Annotated in this window: 21 protein-coding genes, 1 tRNA gene and 1 rRNA gene; 5 read left to right on the forward strand and 18 right to left on the reverse strand. The window is 61.2% G+C overall.

The window, feature by feature from the left end:
* Nucleotides 1–80: 80 nt before the first annotated feature.
* The 3 genes from J3361_RS23145 to gabD form a co-directional block, all read right to left on the reverse strand.
* A complete protein-coding gene (locus tag J3361_RS23145; RefSeq protein ID WP_207966478.1) occupies nucleotides 81–1,298 on the reverse strand; it encodes an HDOD domain-containing protein in 1,218 nt (405 codons plus the stop codon).
* A 138-nt stretch (nucleotides 1,299–1,436) separates the two neighbouring features.
* Nucleotides 1,437–2,714, reverse strand: coding sequence for a 4-aminobutyrate--2-oxoglutarate transaminase (gabT, locus tag J3361_RS23150; RefSeq protein WP_207966479.1), 1,278 nt, complete (start codon nucleotides 2,712–2,714; stop codon nucleotides 1,437–1,439).
* Between the two features lie 171 nt (nucleotides 2,715–2,885).
* Nucleotides 2,886–4,328, reverse strand: a complete 1,443-nt coding sequence (gene gabD, locus J3361_RS23155) for an NADP-dependent succinate-semialdehyde dehydrogenase (RefSeq protein WP_207966480.1) — start codon at nucleotides 4,326–4,328, stop codon at nucleotides 2,886–2,888.
* A 350-nt stretch (nucleotides 4,329–4,678) separates the two neighbouring features.
* Between gabD and J3361_RS23160 the strand changes: the two genes are divergently transcribed.
* Together J3361_RS23160 and J3361_RS23165 are read left to right on the forward strand one after the other, a co-directional pair.
* Nucleotides 4,679–4,755, forward strand: a tRNA-Arg gene (locus J3361_RS23160).
* A 490-nt stretch (nucleotides 4,756–5,245) separates the two neighbouring features.
* The gene (locus J3361_RS23165) at nucleotides 5,246–5,632 is read left to right on the forward strand and encodes a hypothetical protein (protein ID WP_207966481.1); all 387 of its coding nucleotides are present in this window, start codon (nucleotides 5,246–5,248) and stop codon (nucleotides 5,630–5,632) included.
* A gap of 176 nt (nucleotides 5,633–5,808) precedes the next feature.
* Here the strand turns inward: J3361_RS23165 and J3361_RS23170 are convergent, their stop codons facing one another.
* Nucleotides 5,809–6,081, reverse strand: a complete 273-nt coding sequence (locus J3361_RS23170; protein WP_207966482.1) for a hypothetical protein — start codon at nucleotides 6,079–6,081, stop codon at nucleotides 5,809–5,811.
* 168 nt (nucleotides 6,082–6,249) lie between these two features.
* Here J3361_RS23170 and J3361_RS23175 point away from each other — a divergent pair, with 168 nt between their 5' ends.
* Nucleotides 6,250–6,498, forward strand: coding sequence for a helix-turn-helix transcriptional regulator (locus J3361_RS23175; protein ID WP_207966483.1), 249 nt, complete (start codon nucleotides 6,250–6,252; stop codon nucleotides 6,496–6,498).
* 241 nt (nucleotides 6,499–6,739) lie between these two features.
* Here J3361_RS23175 and J3361_RS23180 read toward each other — a convergent pair whose 3' ends face one another.
* From J3361_RS23180 to J3361_RS23195, 4 genes are all read right to left on the reverse strand, one after another.
* Entirely contained in the window at nucleotides 6,740–7,351 is a 612-nt protein-coding gene (locus J3361_RS23180) for a hypothetical protein (RefSeq protein ID WP_207966484.1), read from the reverse strand.
* Complete coding sequence (locus J3361_RS23185) at nucleotides 7,348–7,920, reverse strand: RNA polymerase sigma factor (protein ID WP_207966485.1); 573 nt, start codon at nucleotides 7,918–7,920, stop codon at nucleotides 7,348–7,350. Before J3361_RS23185 ends, J3361_RS23180 begins: the two co-directional genes overlap by 4 nt.
* Before the next feature lie 169 nt (nucleotides 7,921–8,089).
* The gene (locus tag J3361_RS23190) at nucleotides 8,090–9,766 is read right to left on the reverse strand and encodes a VWA domain-containing protein (protein WP_207966486.1); all 1,677 of its coding nucleotides are present in this window, start codon (nucleotides 9,764–9,766) and stop codon (nucleotides 8,090–8,092) included.
* 302 nt (nucleotides 9,767–10,068) lie between these two features.
* Nucleotides 10,069–11,070, reverse strand: a complete 1,002-nt coding sequence (locus tag J3361_RS23195; protein ID WP_207966487.1) for a zinc-dependent alcohol dehydrogenase family protein — start codon at nucleotides 11,068–11,070, stop codon at nucleotides 10,069–10,071.
* A 107-nt stretch (nucleotides 11,071–11,177) separates the two neighbouring features.
* Here J3361_RS23195 and J3361_RS23200 point away from each other — a divergent pair, with 107 nt between their 5' ends.
* A complete protein-coding gene (locus J3361_RS23200) occupies nucleotides 11,178–12,056 on the forward strand; it encodes a LysR family transcriptional regulator (RefSeq protein WP_207966488.1) in 879 nt (292 codons plus the stop codon).
* 101 nt (nucleotides 12,057–12,157) lie between these two features.
* Here J3361_RS23200 and J3361_RS23205 read toward each other — a convergent pair whose 3' ends face one another.
* From J3361_RS23205 to J3361_RS23215, 3 genes are all read right to left on the reverse strand, one after another.
* Nucleotides 12,158–13,471 (reverse strand): MFS transporter, encoded by a 1,314-nt coding sequence (locus J3361_RS23205; RefSeq protein ID WP_207966489.1) that lies wholly within the window; start codon nucleotides 13,469–13,471, stop codon nucleotides 12,158–12,160.
* Between the two features lie 38 nt (nucleotides 13,472–13,509).
* Nucleotides 13,510–13,683, reverse strand: a complete 174-nt coding sequence (locus tag J3361_RS23210; protein ID WP_186709969.1) for a hypothetical protein — start codon at nucleotides 13,681–13,683, stop codon at nucleotides 13,510–13,512.
* A gap of 145 nt (nucleotides 13,684–13,828) precedes the next feature.
* Nucleotides 13,829–14,389, reverse strand: a complete 561-nt coding sequence (locus J3361_RS23215) for a YbhB/YbcL family Raf kinase inhibitor-like protein (protein WP_207966490.1) — start codon at nucleotides 14,387–14,389, stop codon at nucleotides 13,829–13,831.
* Nucleotides 14,390–14,528: 139 nt separating this feature from the next.
* Between J3361_RS23215 and J3361_RS23220 the strand changes: the two genes are divergently transcribed.
* A complete protein-coding gene (locus J3361_RS23220) occupies nucleotides 14,529–16,061 on the forward strand; it encodes an apoptosis inducing factor family protein (protein WP_207966491.1) in 1,533 nt (510 codons plus the stop codon).
* Between the two features lie 191 nt (nucleotides 16,062–16,252).
* On the opposite strand, the gene pgaD is transcribed toward J3361_RS23220, so the two are convergent.
* From pgaD to rrf, 7 genes are all read right to left on the reverse strand, one after another.
* On the reverse strand, nucleotides 16,253–16,759 hold the full coding sequence (gene pgaD / locus J3361_RS23225) for a poly-beta-1,6-N-acetyl-D-glucosamine biosynthesis protein PgaD (protein WP_207966492.1): 507 nt from the start codon (nucleotides 16,757–16,759) through the stop codon (nucleotides 16,253–16,255).
* On the reverse strand, nucleotides 16,756–18,111 hold the full coding sequence (gene pgaC, locus J3361_RS23230; protein WP_122566756.1) for a poly-beta-1,6-N-acetyl-D-glucosamine synthase: 1,356 nt from the start codon (nucleotides 18,109–18,111) through the stop codon (nucleotides 16,756–16,758). The genes pgaD and pgaC overlap by 4 nt, the downstream gene beginning before the upstream one ends.
* 1 nt (nucleotide 18,112) lies before the next feature.
* Nucleotides 18,113–20,110 carry a poly-beta-1,6-N-acetyl-D-glucosamine N-deacetylase PgaB gene (gene pgaB, locus J3361_RS23235; protein WP_207966493.1) on the reverse strand — a complete coding sequence of 666 codons (1,998 nt, stop codon included), beginning with the start codon at nucleotides 20,108–20,110 and terminating at the stop codon, nucleotides 18,113–18,115.
* 12 nt (nucleotides 20,111–20,122) lie between these two features.
* Nucleotides 20,123–22,603, reverse strand: coding sequence for a poly-beta-1,6 N-acetyl-D-glucosamine export porin PgaA (gene pgaA / locus J3361_RS23240; protein WP_207966494.1), 2,481 nt, complete (start codon nucleotides 22,601–22,603; stop codon nucleotides 20,123–20,125).
* A 244-nt stretch (nucleotides 22,604–22,847) separates the two neighbouring features.
* A complete protein-coding gene (locus J3361_RS23245) occupies nucleotides 22,848–24,353 on the reverse strand; it encodes a YdgA family protein (protein WP_207966495.1) in 1,506 nt (501 codons plus the stop codon).
* 157 nt (nucleotides 24,354–24,510) lie between these two features.
* On the reverse strand, nucleotides 24,511–25,146 hold the full coding sequence (locus J3361_RS23250) for an NADH:ubiquinone oxidoreductase subunit N (RefSeq protein WP_207966496.1): 636 nt from the start codon (nucleotides 25,144–25,146) through the stop codon (nucleotides 24,511–24,513).
* Between the two features lie 177 nt (nucleotides 25,147–25,323).
* A 5S ribosomal RNA gene (gene rrf, locus J3361_RS23255) occupies nucleotides 25,324–25,439 on the reverse strand.
* Nucleotides 25,440–25,625: the final 186 nt, after the last annotated feature.

Below are 25,625 nucleotides of genomic sequence, written 5' to 3' on the forward strand. Positions count from 1 at the left end.
CCACTTGAATCCGAGTTGCCTGCATCGCGAGCAAGCTTTGCTCCCACAAAGCCCGCTCCCACAGGGGTTCAGTTGTGGTGCTATTTACGGCGCAACCGCATCAATTCCGGCAGGCCGATCTTCAGCAACCGCGCCGTGCGGCCACGGGCCAGTTCTTCAAGGCCTTCATGGGCGGGCAGATGCGCCATCTGCGCTGCCATGTTCATCACCAAGGCTTCACGGGAATAAACCCCGCCACCCAGGCCGTAGACCGCCGCGATCAGCTCTCTGAGCTCCAACGGCAAACGCCAGCGGGCACGCAATGCCGAGCCGAAACTGGCGCCGAATTTTTCCAGCGAGTCACCGACTTCCTCCGGCTCATCCAGCTCGCCACCGGCCTGTTTCCATTCCTCCAGGCAGCGCAGCAACGCCAGGTCACCCAAGCGATGCAACAACCCGGCGCAGTAACAGCGCTCCTGCTCCAGGTCCAGCAAGCGGGCCATCGTCCGGGCGTACTCGGCGGTGTGCAGCGACAGCTCCCAGTAACGCTCGGCATAGTCCGCCAGACACGGAACGCTGAGCCGGGCGCAACGCTTGAGGGTCAGGCCGAGGATCAAGTTCATGCTTTGCCCGGTGCCGAGCTGGTGCAGCGCCTGGGCCACGGTCTGCACCGGACCGCCGCCCTGATGCTGGGCAGCGCTGTTGGCCGCGGCGATCAGCACCGCAGTGATCTGCGGGTCGGTGCGCAGTTCTTCTTCGAGCAGTTTCAGGTCCAGGCCGCCGGGGTTGGGGCTGCGCTTGATCGCCACTTGCACATCGGCCATCAAGGGCGCGCCTTCGGACAGGTCACGCCGACGTTCCAGAAAGGTGGACAACGTCAACCCCGGCCCCGGGACCGGCGCATCGTTGGACGTTTCCTCACCGCCACCCACCAACAACCCCTGCAACCGCTGGGTCAGGTTTTCCCGGTTCAAGGGCTTGGTCAAATACGCGGTCGGCGCCAGCGGCAGTACCTCGCGCACGCTGGCGCTGTCGTTGCGCCGACTCATCAGGATGAACGGCAATGGTGGCGTGCGATGCTGCTGGCGAAGGCCGCGCAGGATCGCCAGGCCATCGACCCCCGGCAGTTCCCAATCGGCAATCACCAAGTCATAGGGCTGGCTCGCCAGCAAATCCAACGCCTGCCTGCCCTCGCCGCATGTGTCCACTTGAGCGTCACAGCGCACACCCGACAACACCTGCTCAAGCAGCTCACGGGACACCGGATCGGCCTCGGCGATCAACACACGGGGTACAGCGGGTAAATCCACAGCAGTCATGCAGCATGCTCCCTTGCCATACTTGCACCTTAGACGCTGGCAGCCGTTCCAGACAGCTCAAAATCCGTCGGACAAGTTCGCGTGCATGAAAAAACCCGCCAAGAGGCGGGTTTTTGTGGATCAGCGCACAACCCGAACTCAGAGCTCGGAGAAGCACTCTTCGATAATCGCCAGGCCCTTGTCCAATTGCTCATCCGGCGAAGTCAGCGGCACCAGCACCCGCAGAACGTTGCCGTAGGTGCCGCAGGACAACAGGATCAGACCCTTGTCCCGCGCCTTCGCCACCACCTGGGCGACTGCCACAGCGTTCGGCTTGTGGGAGTCGCCGTTTTCGAACAGCTCCACGGCGATCATCGCGCCCAGGGCACGCACTTCACCGATGACCGGGTACTTCTTCTGGATCGCCTTCAGGCCAGTCACCAGGCGCTCGCCCACGGCCTTGCAGCGGTCCAGCAGGTGTTCTTCTTCGAACACTTCCATCACCGCCAGCGCCGCCGCACAGGCGATCGGGCTACCGGCGTAGGTGCCGCCCAGGCCGCCCGGTGCGATGGCGTCCATGTACTCGGCCTTGCCGCACACACCGGCCAACGGGAAGCCGCCGGCGATGGATTTGGCGAAGGTGGTCAGGTCGGCGGCAACGCCCATCTGCTCCATGGCGAAGAAAGTGCCGGTACGGCCGGCACCGGTCTGCACTTCGTCAGCGATCAGCAGGATGCCGTGCTGGTCGCACAAGGCGCGCAGGCGCTTCATGAACTCCTTCGGCGCCACATAGAAACCACCCTCGCCCTGGACCGGCTCGATGATGATTGCAGCAATGTCACGGGGCTCGGCGTCGTTCTTGAAAATGCGCTCGATGCTGGCGATGGAATCGTCGATGCTCACGCCGTGCAGTTCGTTCGGGTACAGCGCGCGGAAGATGCCGCCGGGCATCAGGCCCATGCCGGCCGAATACGGTACGACTTTACCGGTCAGGCCCAAGGTCATCATGGTGCGACCGTGGTAAGCGCCGGTGAACGCGATCACGCCGGCACGGCCAGTGGCGGCACGGGCGATTTTCACGGCGTTTTCCACCGCTTCCGAGCCGGTAGTCACCAACAGGGTTTTCTTGGCGAAATCACCTGGGACCTTGGCGTTGATTTTTTCGCACAGTTCCACGTACGGCTCATAGGCCAGGACCTGGAAGCAGGTGTGGGTCAGCTTGTTCAGCTGTGCGGTCACGGCGGCGATGATTTTCGGGTGCACGTGGCCGGTGTTCAGCACGGCGATACCGCCGGCGAAGTCGATGAATTCACGACCTTCGACGTCGGTTACCGTGGCGTTCTTCGCCGATTCGGCAAAGATCGGGTGAATCTGGCCGACGCCACGGGGAACAGCGGCGGTACGGCGGGCCATCAAGTCAGCGTTAGTCTTGCTCATTACAGTCCTCATTCGCCGCTCATCGGTCGGCGTGGCTCAAGGAATAGATGGCGGGGAGGCAACTGCGACAGCATGCGATGATCGACTGCCGCAGCGTTCCGGCCACAAGAAACAGAACGGGTGAAACGCGCAAAGGGACAGCGCTCTCGTGCCCTTTGCGCTTGAAGCAGATCAGATACCCAGGCAGAGGTATTTGATTTCCAGGTAATCCTCGATGCCGTATTTGGAGCCTTCACGGCCCAGGCCCGAAGCCTTGATGCCGCCGAACGGCGCGACTTCGTTGGAAATCAACCCGGTGTTGACGCCGACCATGCCATATTCCAGGGCCTCGGCCACACGGAACACACGGCCCAGGTCGCGGGCATAGAAGTACGAGGCCAGGCCGAACTCGGTGTCGTTGGACATCGCGATCACTTCGGCTTCGTCTTTGAAGCGGAACAGCGGCGCCAGCGGGCCGAAGGTTTCTTCCTTCGCCACGGCGGCGTTTTTCGGTACGTTGGTCAGGATGGTCGGCTCGAAGAAGTTGCCTTCCATCGCCTTGCCGCCCGACAGCACGGTCGCGCCTTTGCTGACCGCATCGGCGATGTGTTCCTGCACCTTGGCGACCGCTTTGCCATCGATCAACGGGCCGGTGGTGGTGCCATCGTCCAGGCCGTTGCCGATCTTGAGCTTGGCCACCGCCACCTTGAGTTTATCGGCGAACGCGTCGTACACCGAATCCTGGATGTACAGGCGGTTGGCGCAGACACAGGTCTGGCCGTTGTTGCGGTACTTGGAAATGATCGCGCCTTCGACGGCCTTATCCAGGTCCGCGTCGTCGAACACGATGAACGGTGCGTTGCCGCCCAGTTCCAGGGAGACTTTCTTGATGTCCTTGGCGCATTCGGCCATCAACTGGCGACCGATCTCGGTCGAACCGGTGAAGGACAGTTTGCGCACGATCGGGTTGCTGGTCAGCTCGCCGCCAATGTCACCGGCACTGCCGGTGACCACGCTCAGCACGCCTTGCGGAATACCGGCACGGTGCGCCAGCTCCACCAGGGCCAGGGCCGAGAACGGGGTTTGCGAAGCAGGCTTGATGACCATGGTGCAACCGGCAGCCAGGGCCGGGCCGGCCTTGCGAGTGATCATCGCGGCCGGGAAGTTCCACGGGGTAATGGCCGCGGTCACGCCGATTGGCTGCTTGATCACGATCAGGCGCTTGTCGGGCTGGTGGCCGGGAATCACGTCACCGTAGATGCGCTTGGCTTCCTCGGCGAACCATTCGATGAACGAGGCGGCGTAGACAATTTCGCCCTTGGCTTCGGCCAGTGGCTTACCTTGTTCGAGCGTCATCAGGCGACCGAGGTCGTCCTGGTTTTCAATCAGCAATTCATACCAGCGGCGCAGCTTGTTGGCGCGCTCCTTGGCAGTCAGCGCACGCCAGGCCGGCAGCGCCTTGTCGGCGGCTTCAATCGCACGACGGGTTTCGGCGGCGCCCATCTTCGGCACAGTGCCCAGTACTTCGCCCGTCGCCGGGTTGGTGACCTTGATCGTCTGACCATTGTCCGCATCGACCCAAGCGCCATCGATAAAGGCTTGCTGGCGGAACAACTGGGTGTCTTTAAGCTGCATGTCGGCTTTCCTTAACAGCACCGCGCGCACGCGGAGCGAATTAGAGTTGTAGAAAGGCGCCTCGGGGGCTGCCGTCAGGGAAATCATTCACCGGGCTGAAGCACAGAAATAACGCACATAAGCACAGACGTGCGGTTCAGCACCCAGACAAGAGCGTTTGAAATCTCAAACGAATCCTAGGGCCGATGGGGGTGAAGGACAATAGGTTGTTCGAAAAAAAGAACGAAAAAACGGGATTTGCCTGTTTTTTCTGATCAGCGTAGCCAACACCCGCCGAGCGGGGTAAAAACAAACGGCAAATCAGCAGCATGGACGCCCGCCACGCATATGAGTATCATGGCGCCCGCGCTGCACCAGTAGCTCAGCTGGATAGAGTACTGCCCTCCGAAGGCAGGGGTCGTGGGTTCGAATCCCGCCTGGTGCACCAAAGAATTCAGAATCTCGCATAACCCTTCGCAGCGAACGCACCCGCACAGCAGGCAGGAAGCGTACGCAAAAGAAGCCCCGCCAGGGTCACCTGTCGGGGCTTTTCTTTGTCCGAAACACATTCGTCTGAAATTTTGACTGATTGAGATAGCAGACTGTCTTTGATATAGACGATACTCGTCCCAAACATCATGGATGAGCTTGTAAACGGACTGCAATCGAATGGCTATATTTCTGATTATTCCAATCGCCAACCCCCATCTCATCGAGCGTGAGCTGGAGTCGTTGAAAAACGGTGGGAAGGTGGATTTTATAAAGCTTCCTACATCAGGGTTCGCGGTAAGCTACTCTGGCACCAGCCAAGAATTGTCTAATTTGGCAGGCATTTCTGAGGGATCCACAGGCACGGGTGTAGTGGCCGCAATCAGCTCATATTATGGGCGCGCACCTACAAACATCTGGGATTGGATCAAGTCAAGGTGGGAGGCGTAATGGTCAAACACCGACACGACGATGACACCACCCCGTCACCACCAGTTTCAACACCTCCAAAGTCGGGCCCTGACTGGGCTATGCAGGCTTTTATTGACCTGAAGATTTCGATGGCATCTATGGAATCCAGCATCAATAATCTCAGCGAGAAAGTAGGCGAACTGAAGGATGAACAATCCAAGGTCAGATCGAAGCTTTCGACTGTGGAAAAACAAATCTACGCTGCGACTGCTGTGATCACCGTTGTGATAGGGGTCGGTGGCTACCTAGGTAACAAAGCCATCGACTTCGGTATGGATATGGCAAAGCGGACGGTTTATAGCCAACCAGCCCCCATCCAGCCACAGTCAACATCTCCACAGCAACCGGCGCGCAACTCCAAATAACTAAAAATTCGGTTATCCCCGATAACGCCCAAAAGCCTCGATCTCCAGATCGGGGCTTTTTTGTATCCGGACGCACCTTGCGTTCAAGATACCATTCACTTAATTCGGCTCCATCAATACGACATGCAGCAGGCACGTTTTGCATGCAGCCATGCACGAGCACCTACTGACTGCAGTTACAATCTGCCAGCACCATCGACATTGCGACTCACCACTTCCAGCAAATCCGAACCTTCTCGCAGCAGCAAATACGCCGCGTTGGTAAATCGATACAAATCCCCATCGTCGATGCCCTTGATCGTGACCGAAGTGATGCTTTCCAAAAGGTCGGTCCCGGCCTTGATGCGGCTGAGCGCACTGTCAATCAGCATTGCAGTGGGCATCTGGCTGTCGATCAGTAGGACGGGGCACTCGGGGTTGTTGGTTTGCAACGGTATGTAATGCGACATACGTACGACTCCTTGTCAGGCGAAACGATAAATGGATGAAACGGACTCCAGGCGTCAAGAGAGAGCCTGAACGCTCTGTTCTATCCGCCATTCAAGTCAAAATACCTGAAATTCAGATATCCGAAAAGCAGATATAGCTTGGCGAAGCAAATCTCAATGGATGCAGCCATGACCAAAGCTATTTATCGACGCGAGCACGAGGTTTTTCTTCAGGTCCTCAAGCGCATGCGCATCGAATCCGGGCTGACTCAGGCACAGTGCTCGACAGCGCTGGGCAGACCTCAGTCATTCATGAGCGACGTGGAGCGAGGAGTGCGAAGACTGGATACGGTTCAGTTGCGGGATTTGTGTTTGGTTTTGGGCACGGATTTGACGAGTTTTTCAGCCGACTACGAAAGGGCGCTCAAGGGCGAATAATCCTTCAGCTTCTGGGGACTATTAGCATTCCAAAAGTCTCGGTCATGGATCGTAGTGCCGTTCACTTATAGCTTGCGTGAACCATTGTGGCGAGGTGAGAGCTTGCTCCCGCTCGGCCTGTAGGAGCTGCTGAGCGAAGCGAGGCTGCGATCTTTCCCCTGACACTTGAACCTCAAGCGAAAGATCAAAAGATCGTCCGAGCGCGGCCCGAGCCCTCGCCACGGACGTTGACTCGCCGACCTCAACGCTTCTGCAACGCCTCCAACCGCGCCGGCAAATCCTCCTCAGGAAAGCGCTTGTGCAGCGCCAGCAGTTTTTCATCTGCGGCCTTGGTATCCCCCGCCTCGCGCAAACGCAGGATTTCCATCAAGCCTTGCTCCAGCGACGGCAGTGCAGCCGGCGCGGATTTGCTCATCTTCGCCGCTGGCTTTTCCGCCAAGGACTGCATCGGGCTGGCCGGGGCGCGGGCCAGTTCGCCCTGGGGTGCCATGCGGGTGATCGGCGCGGGGGCGGGCATGGCCGGCGGTGCTGCGGCGGCGGATTCTTGCTGGTCGGCGGAAAACTCCATCGAAGCGGGTGAGGCCAGTTCGTCGTGGGGCACGGGCGAACGCAGCACCAGGCCGATCATCAGCGCCACGCCGGCGACCGTGGCGAACGCCATTTGCCAGCGCGGCCGTTGGCACGCTTGCAGCCAGCGTTGCCACAGGCTGGGCGCTGGCGCGGGGGCTTCACGACGGGCGGCGGCCAGGATGAAGGCGTCCAGGGAGGCCGGCGGCTCGCCGCTGGCGTGTTGGCGGAAATGCTCGACGACCCTTTCGTCGTCGAGGTCCGGGGTGTGTTTGGGGTCGATCATGCGGGTACCTCCTCGGCCAGCAGTCGCTGCAGTTTCTGCTGGGCGTAACGCAAGCGGCTCTTGACCGTTTCCAGCGGGGCACCGGTCAGGGCGGCAATCTGTGGCAGCTCCAGGTCGCCGTGCAGGCGCAGCAGGAAGACTTCGCGCTGATCCTCGGGCAAGGCCTGCAACGCGGCGTCGAGACGCGCCTGGTCGCGACTCAGGGTCAGCTGTTGCTCGGGGCCGCTGGTGTCGTCGGGTTGGACGTGAAGTTGCTCGTCGTAGCTGTCGTGCAGCGGGTTATGGATACCGTGTTTGCGCCAGTGATCGATCAAGCGGTTGCGGGCAATCTGGAACAGCCAGGTGCGAAAACTCGCCCGGCCTTGTGGCTGGGTGGTGCTGCGAATCAGGCTGAGCCAAGTGTCCTGGAACACTTCCTCGGCCAGTTCGGCCTTGTTGCTCAAGGACACCAGAAAACGGTAAAGCCCTTGCCGATGGCGGGCGTACAGGACTTCGAAAGCAGCCCCGTCGCCATTGCGGTAGCGGGCCAGCAGCGATTCGTCGCTGGGAGACTCAGGCGCAGCGGGCATGTGGGTGACGAACTCCTTTCGATGTAGAACACGGTCTTGCAGATTGCAGAGGACTCTGTGGGAGCCGGGCTTGCCCGCGAAGGCGGCGTGTCAGGCGAAACTGCTGTGCCTGACACGCCGCCTTCGCAGGTAAGCCAGCTCCCACATTTGATCCCCGTCGTGGCCAGGATCAGCGCTTGGCCGAAGGCTCAAGGCTCTGGGCCAGCTCCACCAACTGCACGAACTCGGCACGCAGCCCGAACGGATCGTCACCACGGGCCGAGCGCGCCAATAGAGCGGTGTCCTTCAAGCTCATCGTCCCAGTGTAGCGCCCATCCCCCTTGAGCTGTTGAGCGAAGGCGGCCACGGCGGCGGAGAAGCGCAGGTCATCGCTGGGCTTGCGGTCGCCTTGCACGCTGGAGATGGGATGTTCGATCAAGCGACTGCTACCACCCTCTGCCGGTTTGTAGCGCACGCGCAACATTGCCAGTTCAGCCGAGGTGCCCTCCGATTTAGGCGTACTTCCATAGCGCAGCGGCTCCAACCAGCCCGGCGCGCCCTTCGGAACGATTTCATACAAGGCCGTCACCGAATGCCCGGCACCGATCTCGCCCGCGTCGACCTTGTCATTGTTGAAGTCTTCACGCTTCAATGCGCGATTCTCATAGCCCAACAGGCGATATTCGCTGACCTGGGCGGGGTTGAATTCCACCTGCAACTTCACGTCCCGCGCCACCACTGCCAGGGTGGAACTGAGTTGGTCCACCAGGACCTTGCGCGCTTCGAGCAAGTTGTCGATGTAGGCGTAGTTACCGTCACCGGCGTCGGCCAATTGTTCCATCAGGTGTTCGTTGTAGTTATCCACACCGAAGCCCAGCGTCGTCAGGGATACCCCGCTTTTGCGCTGGTCCACCGCCATCTGCTTGAGGCTGTCGAAATCACTGACCCCGACGTTGAAGTCGCCATCGGTGGCCAGCAGGATGCGGTTGATGCCTTTGTCGATGAAGCTCTCCCGCGCCATCTGATAGGCCAGCTCGATACCCGAAGCGCCCGCCGTGGAACCACCGGCGTCGAGTTGATCAATGGCGTTGCGGATTGTCGCCTTGTCGCGACCCGACGTGGGCTTGAGCACCACTCGGGATTCACCGGCATAAACCACCAGCGACACTCGGTCCTGGTCGCGCAATTGGTCCACCAACAGTTTCAGCGTGCTCTTGACCAGCGGCAGGCCTTCGCGACGGTCCATGGAACCGGAAACGTCCACCAGGAAGACCAGGTTGGCCGGCGCCAGGTCCGCCACGGCGCGGTCGCTGGCCTTGATGCCGATGCGCAGCAAGCGGGTGTGGGGGTTCCACGGCGATGGGGCCACCTCGGTGGTCACGCCAAAGGGTGAACCGTCGGTGGGCAAGGCGTAGCTGTACGGAAAATAATTGACCATTTCCTCCAGCCGCACCGCCCCTTCGGGTGGCAGGCTGCCTTGGTTGAGCAGACGTCGCACATTGGCATAGCTGCCGGTATCAACATCCACGCTAAAGGTCGAGACCGGTGTTTCGGCCACGCTGTGAATCGGGTTGTCCGGGAGCTTTTCGTACTGTTCACGCGGCTCGGCGCGATAACCGGCGGCGATCGCATCGTTCGCCACACTGGGGGCGGGCATCGCAGCCGGCTTCATGAGCATGCGCTTGGCCGTCGACTGCCCCACTTCGGCGATCTCGCCTTGCGGTACGACGCTCGGGGCCACGGACACCGGTTCGGATGGAATGGCCGTCTCCCGGGAAGAAGACAACCCACAACCGGCCAACGCCACCAGCAAAGTCACGGCGAAGCCTTGGGCAGCAGGACGCATAAAAAGAAGTGGACGGGACATGGGCTGAACCTCGTGAATGAATGATCCGTTCACAGAGTCAGACGCAGGTCATACGCGGTTCGGGTTAATGACCAGAGATTTTTTTGCAGCGCCGTGAAGACAGGGCTGGCCACCTTAAAAATCGCCAGCCCAGTGCAGTGATTGGAGCAATCGCCAGCACGCTACAGCAGGCATTGCTAGCGGGACGGAATGCCCCGCAGGTCGTCGTCGATGAATCCGCTCAAATGACCGCTAAAACTCGCATGTTTGAATTCGTCCTTGAGCGGTAGCGGCGTAATGGCGGCTGCATTTCTACTCCCGTCTCACTCAAACCCAATTTCTACCACCGTTTTCCCCGCCCCGCGCCCTTCGGCTACCTGGGCAAACGCCTCATTGACTTCCCCCAGGCCAAACCGGCGCTGATTCACGTTGACCCGCAGTTGCCCTGATTCAACCAGCGCCGCGGCATCTCGCAAGAGATGTCCGTGATGCTCGCGCCCCTTTCCGGTCAGCAGTGGCATCAACGTAAACACCCCGGAATAGCTTGCCCCCCGGAACGACAACGGCGCGAGGCTGTGCTGGCCCCAGCCAAGACAGCTGAGCACATGGCCAGTGTAAGTCTTGACCGCGTTGAACGACGCATCCAGGGTCGGGCCGCCTACGGTGTCGTAGACGATGTCGAAGCCTTCGCCATCGGTGTACTGGCGCACGTAGCTGTCGGTGTCCTGGGTCCGGTAGTCGATGGCTGAGGCGCCCAGTTCGCGGATGAAATCCAGGCTGTGGGCCGAGCCCGTGGCGTAGACCTGGGCGCCCCGGGCGCTGGCGATTTGCACGGCCATTTGACCGACGCCACCGGCGCCGCCATGAATCAGCACCTGTTGCCCGACCCGGACGTTGGCGCGATCGACCAAGCCTTCCCAGGCCGTGATGAAGGCCAGCGGCAAGGCGGCCGCTTCGCGCATGCTCAGTGAGCGAGGCTTGAGCGCAATCAGGCGGGCATCGACTGCGATGTACTCGGCCAGCGCGCCTTGGGCCCCGCCGATTCCGCCAGCCATGCCGAATACCTCGTCGCCAGGGGCGAAGTCATACACACCTTCGCCCCGTTCAACGACCGTCCCGGCCAGATCAATCCCCAATACAGCGGGCAACGGCTGGCGTGCATGGGCGCCACCACCTGCCGCGATCTTGGTGTCCAGCGGGTTGATGCCGGCAGCGTGCACCTTGATCAATACCTGGCCCTTGCCGGGAACGGGCCGGGTGATGGAACGGACAATCAGCGGCGCCTGAGCGGTTTCGGCAACGGCGGCGAGCATGGTGTTGTTCATGACGGTAAACCTCCAATGAGTGGGCAGGTTCATCATGGGAGCGCAGACGCATTCCGATAAGTGAGCAACAATGGATAGGATTCATTCCAGACAGAGGCCAAATCCTGATGGATCTGCTCTATGCAATGCAGGTGTTCGTGCGGGTGGTGGAGCGCGGTTCCTTCTCGGCGGTCGCCAAGGAACTGAACCTGGGCCAACCGGCGGTGAGCAAGCAGATCCGCGCCCTGGAGCAGCATCTGGGTGGGGCGCTGTTTGCCCGCAGCACCCGCCATCTCGCGCTGACCGACCAGGGGCAGCGCTTCTACACCGAGAGCAAGGACATACTCGCCAGCGTCGACGCGGCACGGCTCAGTTTCGCCAGTGGCCAGGAACAGATCGCCGGCCTGCTGCGCGTGGCGGCGCCCGTCAGTTTTGGCCGATTGTGCATTGCGCCTCTGGTGGGCGAGTTCCTCGCGCGCCATCCGCAAGTTCGGATCGACCTGAGGCTAAGCGACCAGAACGAAGACGTGTTGAAGGAAAACATCGACCTGGCCATTCGTATCGGCGTGGTAAAAAGCGAAGGGCTGGTGGCGATTCCCCTCGGCGACAGCCCGCGTCGGGTGTACGCCTCCCCTGCTTATCTGCAACAGCACGGCACGCCCCTCGTACCGACCGACCTGGCCGGCCATAACTGTTTGGCGTTCACGCTGCTGGAGCATTACGACGTCTGGCGATTCGAGCAGAATGGCCGACAGCACAGCGTCACGATTAAGGGCAACGTCACCTGCAACAGCAGCGAGGCAATCCGGGAAATGGTGCTGTCGGGGCTGGGCGTTTCGCTGTCACCACAGTGGTTGTTCGCGGCCGATGTTCGCCAGGGAACCGTCTGCACTGTGCTTGCCGATTACCAGCCACTGGCGCTGCCCATCAGCGCCGTGTTCAGCCAGGACCGACGCCGCTCGGCACGCACCCGAGCCTTTGTGGATTTTTTGCGCGAGCGTTTTTGAAACAACGGTCGGCAGCGAACCGCTAAGAAACTCTTAGTGGTTGCGCTTTGATCAATCTCACACTCGCCCTTTCAGAAAAGATCCATAACAACTTTTACTGATCAGGTTTCCGAAGCCAACACAGGATCCCGAGCTCGCTCTCCCCGCCCCGGAAAATACGCCGCCGCAGCCACGCCCACCGCGCCCATCACCACGCAATACCCCACGCACACCCACGGACTCCACGGCACCAAGGCGATCAGCATCAACGGGGTCATGCTCGCCCAAAGGGCATAGGCGATGTTGTAGGTGAGCGAAATGCCAGACACGCGAATCTTCGGCGGAAACAGGCTGACCATCACCGACGGCACCGCACCAACCACGCCGCAACCCAGGCCGGCGACGGCGTAGGCCAGGCCCAGCCAGGCGCCACCGCTGATCAGGCTGGCGTAGAGCACGGCGATGCCCAGGGGCAGCAGCAGGCTGTAGAGCATGACGGTGCGCCAAGCGCCGATGCGGTCGACGATCAGGCCGGCCAGGACGCAGCCGATGTTCAGGAAGACGATGCCCAGGCTGCTCAGGGCGAAGGTGTGGCTGGGGGTCATGCCGAAGCTTTTCTGCATCACGGTCGGGGTGATGACCACGAACACCACCACGGCAGAAGTCAGCACGCAGGTCAGGAGGGCGGCGGGCAGCAAGGCCTGGCGGTGGTCGCGCAGGACTGTGCGCAACGGTAGTTCCGCGGCACCTTCGCGATTGGTTTGCAGGGCCATGAAAATCGGCGTTTCGCTCAACCAACGGCGCAACCAGACGCCGACCACCCCGAAGACGCCCCCCAGCAGGAACGGCAGGCGCCAGGCGTAATCGAGAATCTCTTCCGGCGTGTAGATCCGCGCCAGCGCCGTTGCAGTCAAGGCACCCAGCAAGTAGCCGAAGGTCAGGCCGGCCTGGAGGAAACCCAGGGCATAGCCACGATGATGCAACGGCGCATGTTCGGCCACGAACACCCAGGCGCTGGGCACCTCGCCGCCCACCGCCGCGCCCTGCAAAATACGCAGCGCCAGCAACAGCAACGGAGCGAAATAACCGATTTGCGCGTAGGTCGGCATCACCCCGATGAGCAGGCACGGCAAGGCCATCATCAGGATGCTGAGGCTGAACACGCGTTTGCGCCCCAGGCGATCGGCAAAGTGCGCCATGAGGATGCCGCCCAGGGGCCGGGCCAGGTAGCCGGTGGCGAAAATCCCGAAGCTTTGCAGCAAGCGCAGCCAATCGGGCATTTCCGGCGGGAAGAACAATTGGCTGAGGGTCAGGGCGAAGAAGACGAAGATGATGAAATCGTAGATCTCCAGCGCGCCGCCCAAGGCGGCAAGGCCCAGGGTTTTGTAATCGGAGCGGCTGAATCGATCACCGGTTAGAACAGTGGCAGCAGTCATAGGCAGATTTGAACAAGTCGGTTGAAAGAGGCGACGGCTCAGTCGTCGCGATCATTGTCCACCGGTTCAACCGGTGGCTGGCCTGGCTCGGCGTCTTCGGCCTCGTCGACAGGCAGGAAATCCTTGCGGCTCTGGGCAATGGCCCGGCGTATTTCGTCGCCCTTGGTGGGGCAGTTCAACAGGCGGGCGATGCCGTCGGGTTTCTGCGTCATCGCCATCCTCCGGCATGAGTGAACAGGGGTTCGATAGTGCTCGTTTTTGGCGCGTGATGCCAATATTGTGTCGGGGGCCAGCGTCATGGGGGCTGCTTTGCAGCCCAGCGGGAGCAAGCTCCCTCGCCACGGGGAGCTGCGCTGTTTAGCGGTGGTAGCGGCGCACTACGCTGCTGTTGCGCAGGACGTGGCCTTTGATTTTTTCCATCAGTTGGGCCCGTGTGAGGCCGGCGGGCAAGGCTTCCGGCGGCAGGTCGAGGGCGAAGAGCTGGATCAGGTAATGGTGAGCGCTGTCGCCGATAGGCGGGCATGGGCCGATGTAGCCGTGGGTGTTCTTGCTGTTGATTCCGCTCATGCCTTCCAACGAGGACTTGGTGCCGGCGCCCGTCGGAATCTGCCGCGTGGAGGCCTTGATGCCGTAGTGGATCCAGTGGTCGACACCCTGCCCCCGTTGCCCGTCCGGGTCCAACATGACGATGGCGTAGCTGAGGGTGCCAGGTGGGCCGGCATTCCAGCTCAGGGCCGGGGAAATGTTCTTGCCACCGCAGGTGTTGGCATCACTTGCTGCCGCCGCCGTGAAGAGGCGATCGTCCGAGACGCCGGGGATACTGAGGGTGAAACGCTCCTCGGCCTGGACAGCCCCTTGGGCACACAGCACCAGGGCGACGGCCGCCAGCCAAGGGGTGAGAATCTTCAATCGGGTCATACCGGGGCACCTTGTGCGTGTCAGGCCATGGACGGCTTGCGAACTATAGCCGCAGCTTCGCCAGGGGTGCAGTGACAATTATGCTGAACCTCGCTCCGGCCCTGCGACTCCAACGGGAAACGCCAGCCGGAGAACGATCATGTCTCTGCATCAAGTCGCCCGTTTCGCCGACGTTCGCGAAGACCGCGGCCTCGAAGTCAAAATCGACGACACGTCCATCCTGCTGCTGCGCTCCGGCGATCAGGTGCGCGCCTTCCAGGGCAAATGCCCACACGCCGGCGCCCCACTGGCCAAGGGCGCGGTGTGTCATGGACGGCTGATATGCCCATGGCACAAGGCGGCGTTCCGGGCTGAAGACGGCGCCCTGTGCGAGCCGCCGGCCCTCGACAGCCTGACGCGCTATCACGTCGAGGTGCGGGACGGTGACGTCTGGGTCGATGACCAACCGCTGCCGTCCGACAAAGTCCCGCCGGCCGATGACGCGCGCACGTTTGTCATCATCGGCGCCGGTGCGGCCGGCACGGCTGGTACGGCGGCGTTGCGGGAGAGGGGGTTTGGCGGCCACATCCTGATGATCGACCGCGAAGCCGAAGCCGGCTACGACCGTACGGTGCTGAGCAAGTATGTGCTGGCTGGGGATATGGCAGTCAACGAGACGGCGCCGCTGCGCGATGAAACTTACTTCACCCAGCAACGCATCGAAAGGCTCCATGGCGAGGTCATCCATTTGGACCCGAGTGTCCGGCAAATCCACCTCGCCGATGGCCGGCGCCTGGACTACGACGCCGCGCTCATTGCCACTGGCGGGGAACCGAAGACGCTAGCGTTGCCTGGCGTCGATTTGCCACAAGTCTTCGTGCTGCGCTCGATCGCCCACGCCCGGCAGATTCTCGACACTGTCCGGCCAGGGCAACGGGCGGTGATCATCGGCGACAGTTTCATTGCCATGGAAGTCGCTTCGTCCCTGCGCAAGCGCGAGCTGAGCGTCACTGTCCTGGCCCGGCACCCGGTGCCGTTCGCCGCGCAATTGGGTGCGAGCGTCGGCCAGGCCATCCTGGCCCGCCACCGGGCCAACGGCGTGGTCTACCACACCGACGGCGAGGCGGCGCGGATCGAGGGCTCACACAAGGTCGAAGCGGTTATGCTGGATAATGGCCAGCGTTTTGCCGCGGACCTGGTGATCATCGGTGTCGGCGTGCGCCCGGCCACCGAGCCGTTTGCGCAGTTGCCGCGGGAACAGGACCATTCGCTGTCGGTTGATGCGGGCATGCGTGTGGCGGATGGCGTGTGGGCCGTGGGTGATATCGCGACCTTCCCCCTGAACGGCGCGCCTGTGCGCATCGAACATTGGCGCCTGGCCCAGCAACAGGCGCGCATCGCCGCCGCGAACATGCTCGGCGGCGATGAGCACTATCTGGACGTGCCGTTTTTCTGGACCTATCACTTCGGCAAACGCTACGACTACCTCGGCCACGCCGAGCATTGGGACGAAGTGGAATTCAAGGGTACGCCCGAGCATCCGCCTTTTATCGCCCTGCTGGGCAAGGACGGCCTCGTTGCCGCCGCGGTGGCCTGCGATGAAGGCCGGGCGATGGCGGCGTTGGCCCAGCGCATGAAACAACCGTTACCGGTGGACGAAGCGTGGCGGCTGATCCGGGATTTTTCGTCCTAGCCCCAAATTCCCTGTGGGGGCGGGCTTGCTCGCGAAAGCGGTGTATCAGCCGGCATCAATATTGACTGACACGCAGCATTCGCGAGCAAGCCCGCTCCCACAGTTTTGTCTTGGGCTGACCGAAATATCCGCCATACCCCCAATCCCCTGTGGGGGCGGGCTTGCTCGCGAAAGCGTCGGCACAGCTCGCATCAATGTACGGACTGATCAGCCGGCAAGTGAATCACCCGTGGCCGCTCCAATGGCGCCAGGGGCGGTGGCTGCAATTCCGGACTGAGCAGGTGGAAATGCGGCACGACATGGCTGATGTCGCCTTCCTGGTTGTTGTGGATAATCTTCGAGCCGGGCTGGCGCAAGGTGTCCAGACGCTCGTCGGTCAACTTGAAACTGGCGCTCAAGCCTTGATCATCCACCACCGGCGCCGGCAGTCGACGCTGGGCGAAGCTGCGACTTTTGCGCTGTTGATATCGCGCCCAGGTAATCAGCAGCACCGCGTTGACCAACGCAATCCAGCCATAGACCTGCAAGGTCGCCAGGGTGTCGAACAGCGACCCGCCCAGGCGCGGGCCTGCCTGGCTGTCGATCAGCGGCCATAGCCCATTGACCAGCAGATACAAGAGCCCTACCCACGCCAGTACGGTGAAAAGCGCATCGATGACCACCAGAAAAGGCCGCTGCCGGGTCCTGATAATTTTCATCGGATCACTTCCTCTTCCTGATCATCGAACGGTTTGATACCGCGATCCGGACTGATCCAGCGCGCACGCTTCTGATGCTGCCCGAACAGCACTTTGGGAAAGCTCACCAGGGTGGTGAACAGGCTGATCAGCCAGAACACCAACGGGTACCAGACCACCCAGAACATGATGTGCCACAGGCCTTTTTCGTAGCGCCGGTCGATCAGGATGCTCACCGCGAATTGCAGCAGGCACACCACCGCCAGCAACAGGCCGGTGAAGGCCGGCGGCATTAGGTGATCCACGGCAATGGCGGCTGGCATCTCGACGAATTTACCGGCGCCCCAGAAGATCACCGACAGCAGGAAGGTGAACGCCCAACCGGTGGACAGGCAGTATTCGAACAACAACGGCCACAGATAACGGTGGCGGTATTGCCAGATGCCACGGATATTCTTGAACAGCACCTCGGCGCCGCCCTGGGCCCAGCGCAACCGTTGCCGCCACAGGCCGCGCAGGGTTTCAGGCATGAGGATCCAGCACAGCGCGCGCGGCTCGTAGAAGATGCTCCAGTGATCCAGTTGCAGCTTCCAACTGATGTCGATGTCTTCGGTGATCATGTCCGGGCTCCAGTAGCCCACCCGGTGCAGGGCGGTGCGACGGAACGCAACGATTACACCGGAGACGGTGAAGATCCGCCCGAACACCCGCTGCGTGCGCTTGATCAAGCCAATGATCGACGAGAACTCACCGACCTGGACCCGGCCTATCAGGGTCGAGCGGGTGCGGATGCGCGGATTGCCGGTCACCGCGCCGAGACGGGCGTTATCCAACATCGGCGCCACCAGATAAGCACAAGTGTTCGGCGCCAGCAGCGCGTCACCGTCGATGCACACCAGGTATTCGCTGCGCGCCGCGATGGCACCCATGCGCAGGGCCACGGCCTTGCCCTGGTTTTCCGCCAGGTGCAGCACGCGCAGGCGCGGGTCTTCAGCCGCCAGTTGATCGAGCATCTGGGCGGTGTTGTCTTTGGAGCCGTCGTTGATGGCGATGACTTCGATGTTCGGGTAATGCTGGCCCAGCGCCGCGTGAATGGTGTCGGCGACGTTGTCGCCTTCGTTAAAGCACGGAATCAGGATGCTGATCAGCGGCTCGCCTGCCAGAGCCGGTGGCAAGGTGTCGTCCTTCCACGGCCAGTGACGCTCCCAGTGCAGCCAGAAATACAGGCCGCCGGCGATCCACAGCCCGGACATGAACAGCGGGTAAAAGAACACGAAGTCCATCAGGAATTGCCCGGTGACCAGGAAGATCAGGCCCAGGGGCACCCCAAGGACGATCGCCAGCACCAGCAGGGCGAGCAGTCTGTCGAGCATGTCAAGGATTCCACTTGTTGGAGAGCGCCGGCCGCACGGTTTTCACGGCGGGCTGGTCTTCGATGAAGTTGTCCGGGTAGTAACCAAAGCTGGTCACGCCTTTGCGCTTGAGACGTCCCATCCAGTCGGCCAATTGTTTGCCGTCGATGTCGCTGGCCGGCTTGCTGTGCCAGTCACGAGCCTGCAATTCGAACACCGTGCGCTTGAGCGCGCCGGGGCGAGCCTTGACGGTGTCCACCAGGCGCTCGAGCCAAGGGCCGGATTGCTCGCGGGTCTGCTTTTCCATCAGCGGCATGGCCATCGGTGCCGTCCAGTCGTAGGCACCGAGGAAGTCGTCGAGGTTCTGGGCGAACCAGGCTTCGCTTTCCGGGTTGAGCATCGGTTCGGCAAAGATGTTGCGCGCCGTCAGGATCTGCGGGCCGCGAATCGCCCGAACCTTGGCCGTCAGCTCATGGGTGAAGTCGATCAGGTAGCGGCTCTTGAAGCGGGTCCAGCGTTGCATCGCCGCAGGATCGTCCCGCAGGGCGGCGATGGACGTCGGCAAACCGTGGGCGGCATAGACTTTCATGGCCGCAGGGCTGGCATCCTCGAAGTCGGAAAATACCGCGTCGTCATGGTATAGGACGCCATCCAACGAGCTCATCCGCGCCAGGTCCTGGTAGATTTCGCCGATGACCTGGCGCACCTTCGGATCGAACGGCGACAGGCGCACGTATTGGTCCGGGGCGACGCCGATCTTGCCGGTTTCCGGGTCCCAGCGCTGTACCCGTGACAACTTCGCGTCCAAGGCAAAACTGAGCACCGGCATCCAGGCATAGACGTTGGCATTGGCCCGGGTACGCAATTGCCACGCAACCCTATCGAACAGGTCGGCGCGTACCGGCAGGTGGCGGTTGGGGAAGTACAACGAGTGCACGAGGCCGTCGCCTTTCGGATCGGCGAAGGCTTGCAGGAACACGGTATTGGCGCCCAGGTCGGAAATGCGCTGGACCAACTTGCCGACATTGGCCTCCTGCTGCACCGGGTCTGGATCGTAGACGTAATCCAGATCGACATGCACCACGCGCATCGGGTCCATCGTTTGCACCGACACGATGCTCTCGGCGAAATGGGCGCCATCGGGATCGGACGCCACCAGGAAGCGTGGACCGCTCATCAGGTTATCCAGGCTGTCGAGGCCGTCTTCCAGGGTCAGGGCCATTTGATAGCCCTCGCTGCCAATCACCTGCAACGCCGTGCCGTCGGCTTCACCGTAAGGCCAGACCCAGACGCGCGGGCTGTAGCCGGCGACTTTACGGATCTTCTCGGATATGGCCGCCACGTCCTTGCGCAGGCGGGCCTGGAAATCGGCCTCGGTCTCATAACGACCGGTGACGGGGTCGTAGCGCCGGGTGGTCGCGGCAGGTTGCTGGTTGCCTTGCGGATTGGCGAGGATGCCCTTGTGATTAGCGTCGGTGTGGGCGGCGATTTCCACCAGGCCCGATTTCGACACTTCGCGAATCTGCTCCCAAGTCAGGAACTCGGAACGCTTGCGCGGCACCCCGGCGAAATCCACCGTTTGGTTCAGCGGCGTATCCACCCAACTGCCGACCGGGGCGAGGATCGCCGGCCAGTTATAGGCGCGCAGGATGGGCATGACGCGGGTATAGAAGCTCGAGTAGCCGTCGTCGAAGCTGAGCAGCACCGCACGCGGCGGCAATTCCGGGCCACCATTGCGGGCGGTGATGATCTGATCCACCGTGACCGGCTGGTAATTGTTTTCCCGCAGCCACGCCAGTTGTTCGATCAGCCGCTCGGTACGCACGGCTACCAGCGCCTGGTCCGGGTCTCGGTCGTCGACGTCGTGGTAGGCGATGCCGAGCACATGGTTCTTTGGCCACGGGGCGTCATTGGCCGCCAGCGGGCGCTGCGCGGGTGGCGTGAACGCCGGGGCTTGCTGGGCACAAGCGCTGATCAGCAAGGCCCCCAGCAGAAGGATGAATCGCGAAATGACAGGCATCTTCAAACTCTTCTAGAAGCGATAGGTGAGGTCGACAAGCAGGCGCAGATCGCTTTCGCGATCGCCGTCGTAGGGGCGGTTGAGCCAGCTCAGCGCAGCACCAGCCTCCAGCACGTCGTTCCAGATGAAGCGCTGGCCGTAACTGAGCAATCCCATGGCCCCAGTACCGTAGTCGCGCTGGCTGTAGGTACCGGCGCCGGCCTGGAACTGCTGGCTCCACGTGGTTTCATAGCGGCGATACAACACGTGGTTGGCGCTCACGGTTGGCATGACGCTGAAATCCGATTTTGGGTTGAAATAAGGCACTTCGTTTGAGCCGCTGTTACGGCTGGCGCCCACTTCCAGGCCCAGCTCCACTTGCAGGCGCGGCGTGCTGTAGATGCCCTCGCGACCGGTCAGTTGGGTTTCGAGGCGGTTGTTGCCGTCGCTGAAATGGGACGGGCTGACCGCCAGTCGCCACTCGCGGCTTTCATGGGCACGCCACCGGACGAAGCCGCTACCGCCATTGGCGCGAATCCCGCTGTTGAGCGCCCGCAGCGGGGTATTGGCCGAGAGATAATCCAAACTGCCGCCGTACTGCCAGTGATCGTCGATGTCCCGAGCCACCGCCACGCGCGCGCCCTGCTTGTCACCGGAACCATAAGAGTGATTGGAAACCTCGGCCTCCAGCGTCATGTCGCGGGTGCGACGTTCCACACCCAGGCGCTGCCAACGGTGATGGCCGGTGCCTTCTTCGAAATCACCAGTGGCGTAGCCGGCACCGCCGAACAACCGCCAGTCTTCATCGATGGGCGGGCTGTAGAGCAGCGTTTCGATGCCAAAGTCCCGGCTGCCAGTGACTGCACCGGCGTCACCGCTACCACCGCCATAGCTCTTGCCGGTATAGGCCTCGATGCGCAGCTCGGCCATGTCGTGGACCTCACGCTGGCGTTGCAGGCGTTTGACGTGGGCATTTTCCGGGTAGCGGGCGACCACGTCGTCGGTCAGCGCATCCATCTGCCGCCATTCCTGCAAATCCATGGCGGCACGCGCCTGGGCGACTTCCAGATCACGGTTGCGCGGGATCGTTGTCTCGACTTCCTTGAGCAGGCTTTCCGAACGGCGCGGCCAGTCACGGGCCTGGTACAGATCGGCCTGGGCCAGGCGCATACCCGTGTTGCCGGGACCTTGATTGACCAGGGTTTCCAGACGCGCCTCGGCAGAGGGCAAGTCGGCGCCGTACGTGCCGGCCTGGGCGGCGAGTTGCTGAGCGTCCATCCATTCATCATTGGGGTTGCCGATCGGCAGGCCCTTGAGTTCGACCCGTGGGCGCTGGGATTTCGCCATGTCTTCGGCCAGGGCACGGGCCTCTTCGGACTTTTCACTTTCCAACAACGCGTAGTACAGCGCGGTGCTGTCTTCGAAGCGCTCCGCAGGATCGGCATCCGGCGCGATCAGGACCCGGCGGTACAGCTCGACAGCGATTTCCGGCTCCCGCTGTTCCAGATAGGAAGAAGCCACCCAGCGCAGGGCATAGGTAGGAATACTCACACCCTCGGCGAGCAACTTCTGATATTCGGCAATCACTTCGGCTCGACGGGCGCGGGCATTGAGAGCGCCCATGCGATCGATGCGCCAACGGAGCACGTCGTCATGGGCTTCTGCCACCGGGGTCCAGGTGGCGAGCAACTTGTCGTAGTCGGCAAGGGCGCGGTCGGCAATGACGAAGCGCTCCTGCTCGCTGCGGCTGGCCATGTCTGCCAGGCGCACCCGTTCGGCCGCGACGTCACCTTCCAGGCGTCGCTGCACGCCACGGTCGATCAACCCCGGCTGTAGACGCGCCAGGCGCAGCGCCGGCTCCGGCAGCCGCGCGCGTTGCAGGGCGTAGATGTATTCCCGCGCAACCTCTGGACTGTTGCCTGCGCGGGTGAAAGCCTGGTCGTATTCGAACAGTGCTTCGTGGGGGCTGTCGGCGCGGGTCAAGGCATAACCCAGGGCCAGCCGACGCATCGGATCTGTCGGCTTGGCAGCAACCAGGGCTTTGGCGCGAGTGACAGCTTCGTCGGGCCGGCCTGCATCGGCCTGGGTCAACGCCAGGCCGAGTTGCAAATCAGGGTTCTGAGGATCAATCACCAAGGCCTGGCGGTACAGCTCGGCCGCCGAATCCCAGCGCTTGAGGTTGCGATAGGCGCGAGCCGTTGCAGTCAACGCCTGGACGGGCAGCGCTCGATAACGGCCCTGGTCCTCATAGACTTTCACCACCTCGGCGTCGAGCCCGGCCCAACTGGCGATTTGCAGGTGGTCACTGATCTGCGCGGCGCTGGCCTGGTCGGCCGACACCTGGCGCAACGCGGTCAGCGCAGGCGTGTAATGGCCCGCACGGGCGTCGAGCACCATTTGGTCATAGGCGGTATCGGCTGACGCAAGCATCGGCCAGCACAATTGGCTGCACAGCGCGACGCGAAACAACGGGCGCAAACCACGATGAATAAAAGGACCCACAGTACGCGGCATTCGTCAGCATCCTTACATGGCCAGCCGGGTCGCAGTGCCCCCTTGCCCATCAAACAGGAAGCCGGATCAAGGAATCCAGCCAAGCTCTAATGGGCCTAGTCTTGCACTCTCGGACGGGTCATCTTCAGGAACGCCACAATTCTTCAGAATCGATACAGATTTCGGCTCAGGGCTGATCGGGGGCATAAAAAAACCCAGCCCATGTGTCATGCACGGGCCGGGTTTGGGGTATTGCTCGAATGCGTTACTGGACGGCGACGCCACCACCCAGCTTGCTCATCACAAATGCCGTGAATTGCTCAACGGTCATTTTCTGGCCGTTGAAGTCGACCTGGTTGTTGGCATAGTGCAGCTTGGTAACCACATCGTTGCCTTCAAGGGTCGCCAGCTGAGTACCCACCGCCATCGCACTGAACATGTCGCTGGTGGCGGTGGCTTGATCGGCGATCAGCTTGGCATCCGTCTGGCCTTCCATCTGCGCCTGCACGGTCATCAAGTCCACCAGCATCGGCTTGGAAACCTTGAGATTGAAATCCAGCAGGGCGAGCAACTGACGGCCCAACTCATCCGGTGGCAAGTCCATGGACTGTGGCTTGGTCAGATCTACGATCAGACTGGCGCGGCTTTCACCGTTGGCTGTGTTGAACGACAGATTTTCCAATGCCACTTGCGGGGCACCGGCCAGGAGTTTTTCCAGATCGGCCTTGACCTGTGCTTCTTCCGCTTCGGTCAGGCTCAACTCTGGCGCTGGCTCACCGGCTGCAGCGGCCTCGGCAGCGGCTTTTTCGTAGGGTTGCAGCTTGGTCTGATAGATCTGCATCAGCGACATGGTCGCCGGGATGTCGAGGTTCTTCAGGCTGACTGCCATCTGTGCCGAACCAATGGTCTTGTCGTTGAACGACAGTTCACCGATCTTGTAATCGGCTCGCCCCGAAGCGCTGGTGCCGTTCTCGCTGCTGCTGTTCTTCATTTCGAAGTTCTTCAGGCCCAGCACCGACTTCGGCTCGCCAAAGGTCGCCTTGGTGCTGCTCATCAGCAGGGTGTTGTCACCCATGTAGTAACCGTATGAGCTCTTGCTCAGGTTGCTGGCCAATGTCAGGCCGTTCAGCTCGACCTGCACAGGTGTCTGGTCTTCGGCGACGGTGGTCAACTTGAAGCTGTCCATGTAGCCGTCGGCCTTGATCTTCTGGCCTTGAGCGCTGGCCGCCACGTCAAATTTCAGGCCGGAGAAGGTGAGCTGGGATTGCTCATCCAGCTTCGTTTCCAATGGCAGTAGCTCGTAGGTGCCGTTGATGGACTCGTCGTAGCCCAGGTTGGACACACCTTTGAGTGGGGACTGGTCCTTGGTGGCCGCGAACCACTTGTCAGTCAGTGGATTGCGCTCAAGAGCGGTGTGACTGGTGGCCATGACCGGCAGCCACTTGAGCGTAATCAAGCGCGAGAATGGCAGAGGGCCGTGCTCGATCTGGTCGACGAAGAGCAGCTCAACCGGCTCGCCGCCGAATATTTCGCCATCGCCTTTGAGACGGTAGTGGGCGGTACTGCTGAACGTTCCACGGTCCATGGAAACCAGCTCCAGGGTGGCAGTGCTGTTGGACCCAGCCAAAGCTGTCTGCATCTGCTTGTTGCTATCGGCAATAGCGTTCGTCAAAACGCCTTCGAGTTTGGTCCCGGTGTACCAGGCGCCGCCCGCGCTGATAGCTCCGACAGCCACAACGATTCCCAGAAGTACGCTTGCTGATTTATTCATGAGTGACCCGATCGATATCCATGGTTAAAGAAAGCCGTCGTCTTCCCTGACCCGCGAAGGGTGTGGCTCGACGCCGTAAAGAGGAGGGGAGATTACCATCAGGCACCCTTTCGGGCCCAATGTTTATAGGGGTAAAAACGTTTTCTTGAGAGGTGGTCTACGAATATTGGACTTCGATCTCGTCGAGCTGATGATCGAAAGTCTTGAGTCGGGCCGTCCAGGTGTACACCAACACTTCGAAATCGCGATTGATCACCGCCGCACCCGATGACTCTGCGCGTGAATCGCAAAAGTCCAGTTGATAGCGCTCACGGGCCATGGCGTTAGCCACGTCACACAATTCACGGGCGTTGTTGAGCCAGTGCCAGCCATCTGGGGTGACTTGCTTGTCCAAGGCTGCACATTGGATTTTCAGGGCCTCCAGGCTCTTCTCCAGTGGAGTGCCAGTGAGCTCACCCATGACTTCCTGAAACGTGCGGCCAGGCTGCCAATAGCTGCCCCAGAAATAACGGTCGAACACCGTTTCGACACGGCGCAGCGCCACTTTGGTGTCCCAAATCAGCACCAGGGTCTTGCCTTGCTCGAGGTGTTTTTTCTTGATGCGTTGGCCCTGTAGCGATGCCCAGGCCACGATTGCAATGGATATCACGCCAATCAACGCCGCCGCACTATCAAGGAACAATAGCGCCTTGTCGATCTGGTGAGTGAGCATGACGCCATAGAAATAAGTGGCCGACAGCAGCAGCAGTGCCGCCGTCGCACACCAAAAGCCGGGAGCATAAGGGTTTTTCATTATTGGAATCCCCATGACCAGTGACCGTCGCGGGCTTTTGGGTCGCCAAAGCCCGACTACAACAGCATAGCAACGGCATTGGGGGTTTGCCGGGGCATCAGAGGCTCGATCCGATTACCGGCCCAAAAACGACAAAACCCCTGTCTGCATCAGCAGACAGGGGTTTTGGGAATTCAATCTTGACGATGACCTACTCTCACATGGGGAAACCCCACACTACCATCGGCGATGCATCGTTTCACTGCTGAGTTCGGGATGGGATCAGGTGGTTCCAATGCTCTATGGTCGTCAAGAAATTCTGTATCCAACCCGTTCAACGACAACGTGTCGGTAAAATTGATGACTTCTACTAAAAACAAAACCCCTACCTGCATCAGCAGATAGGGGTTTCGGAATTTAATCTTGACGATGACCTACTCTCACATGGGGAAACCCCACACTACCATCGGCGATGCATCGTTTCACTGCTGAGTTCGGGA

This window comes from Pseudomonas sp. OA65, assembly GCF_017498305.1.
GTDB classification, from domain to species: Bacteria; Pseudomonadota; Gammaproteobacteria; order Pseudomonadales; family Pseudomonadaceae; genus Aquipseudomonas; species Aquipseudomonas zanjanensis.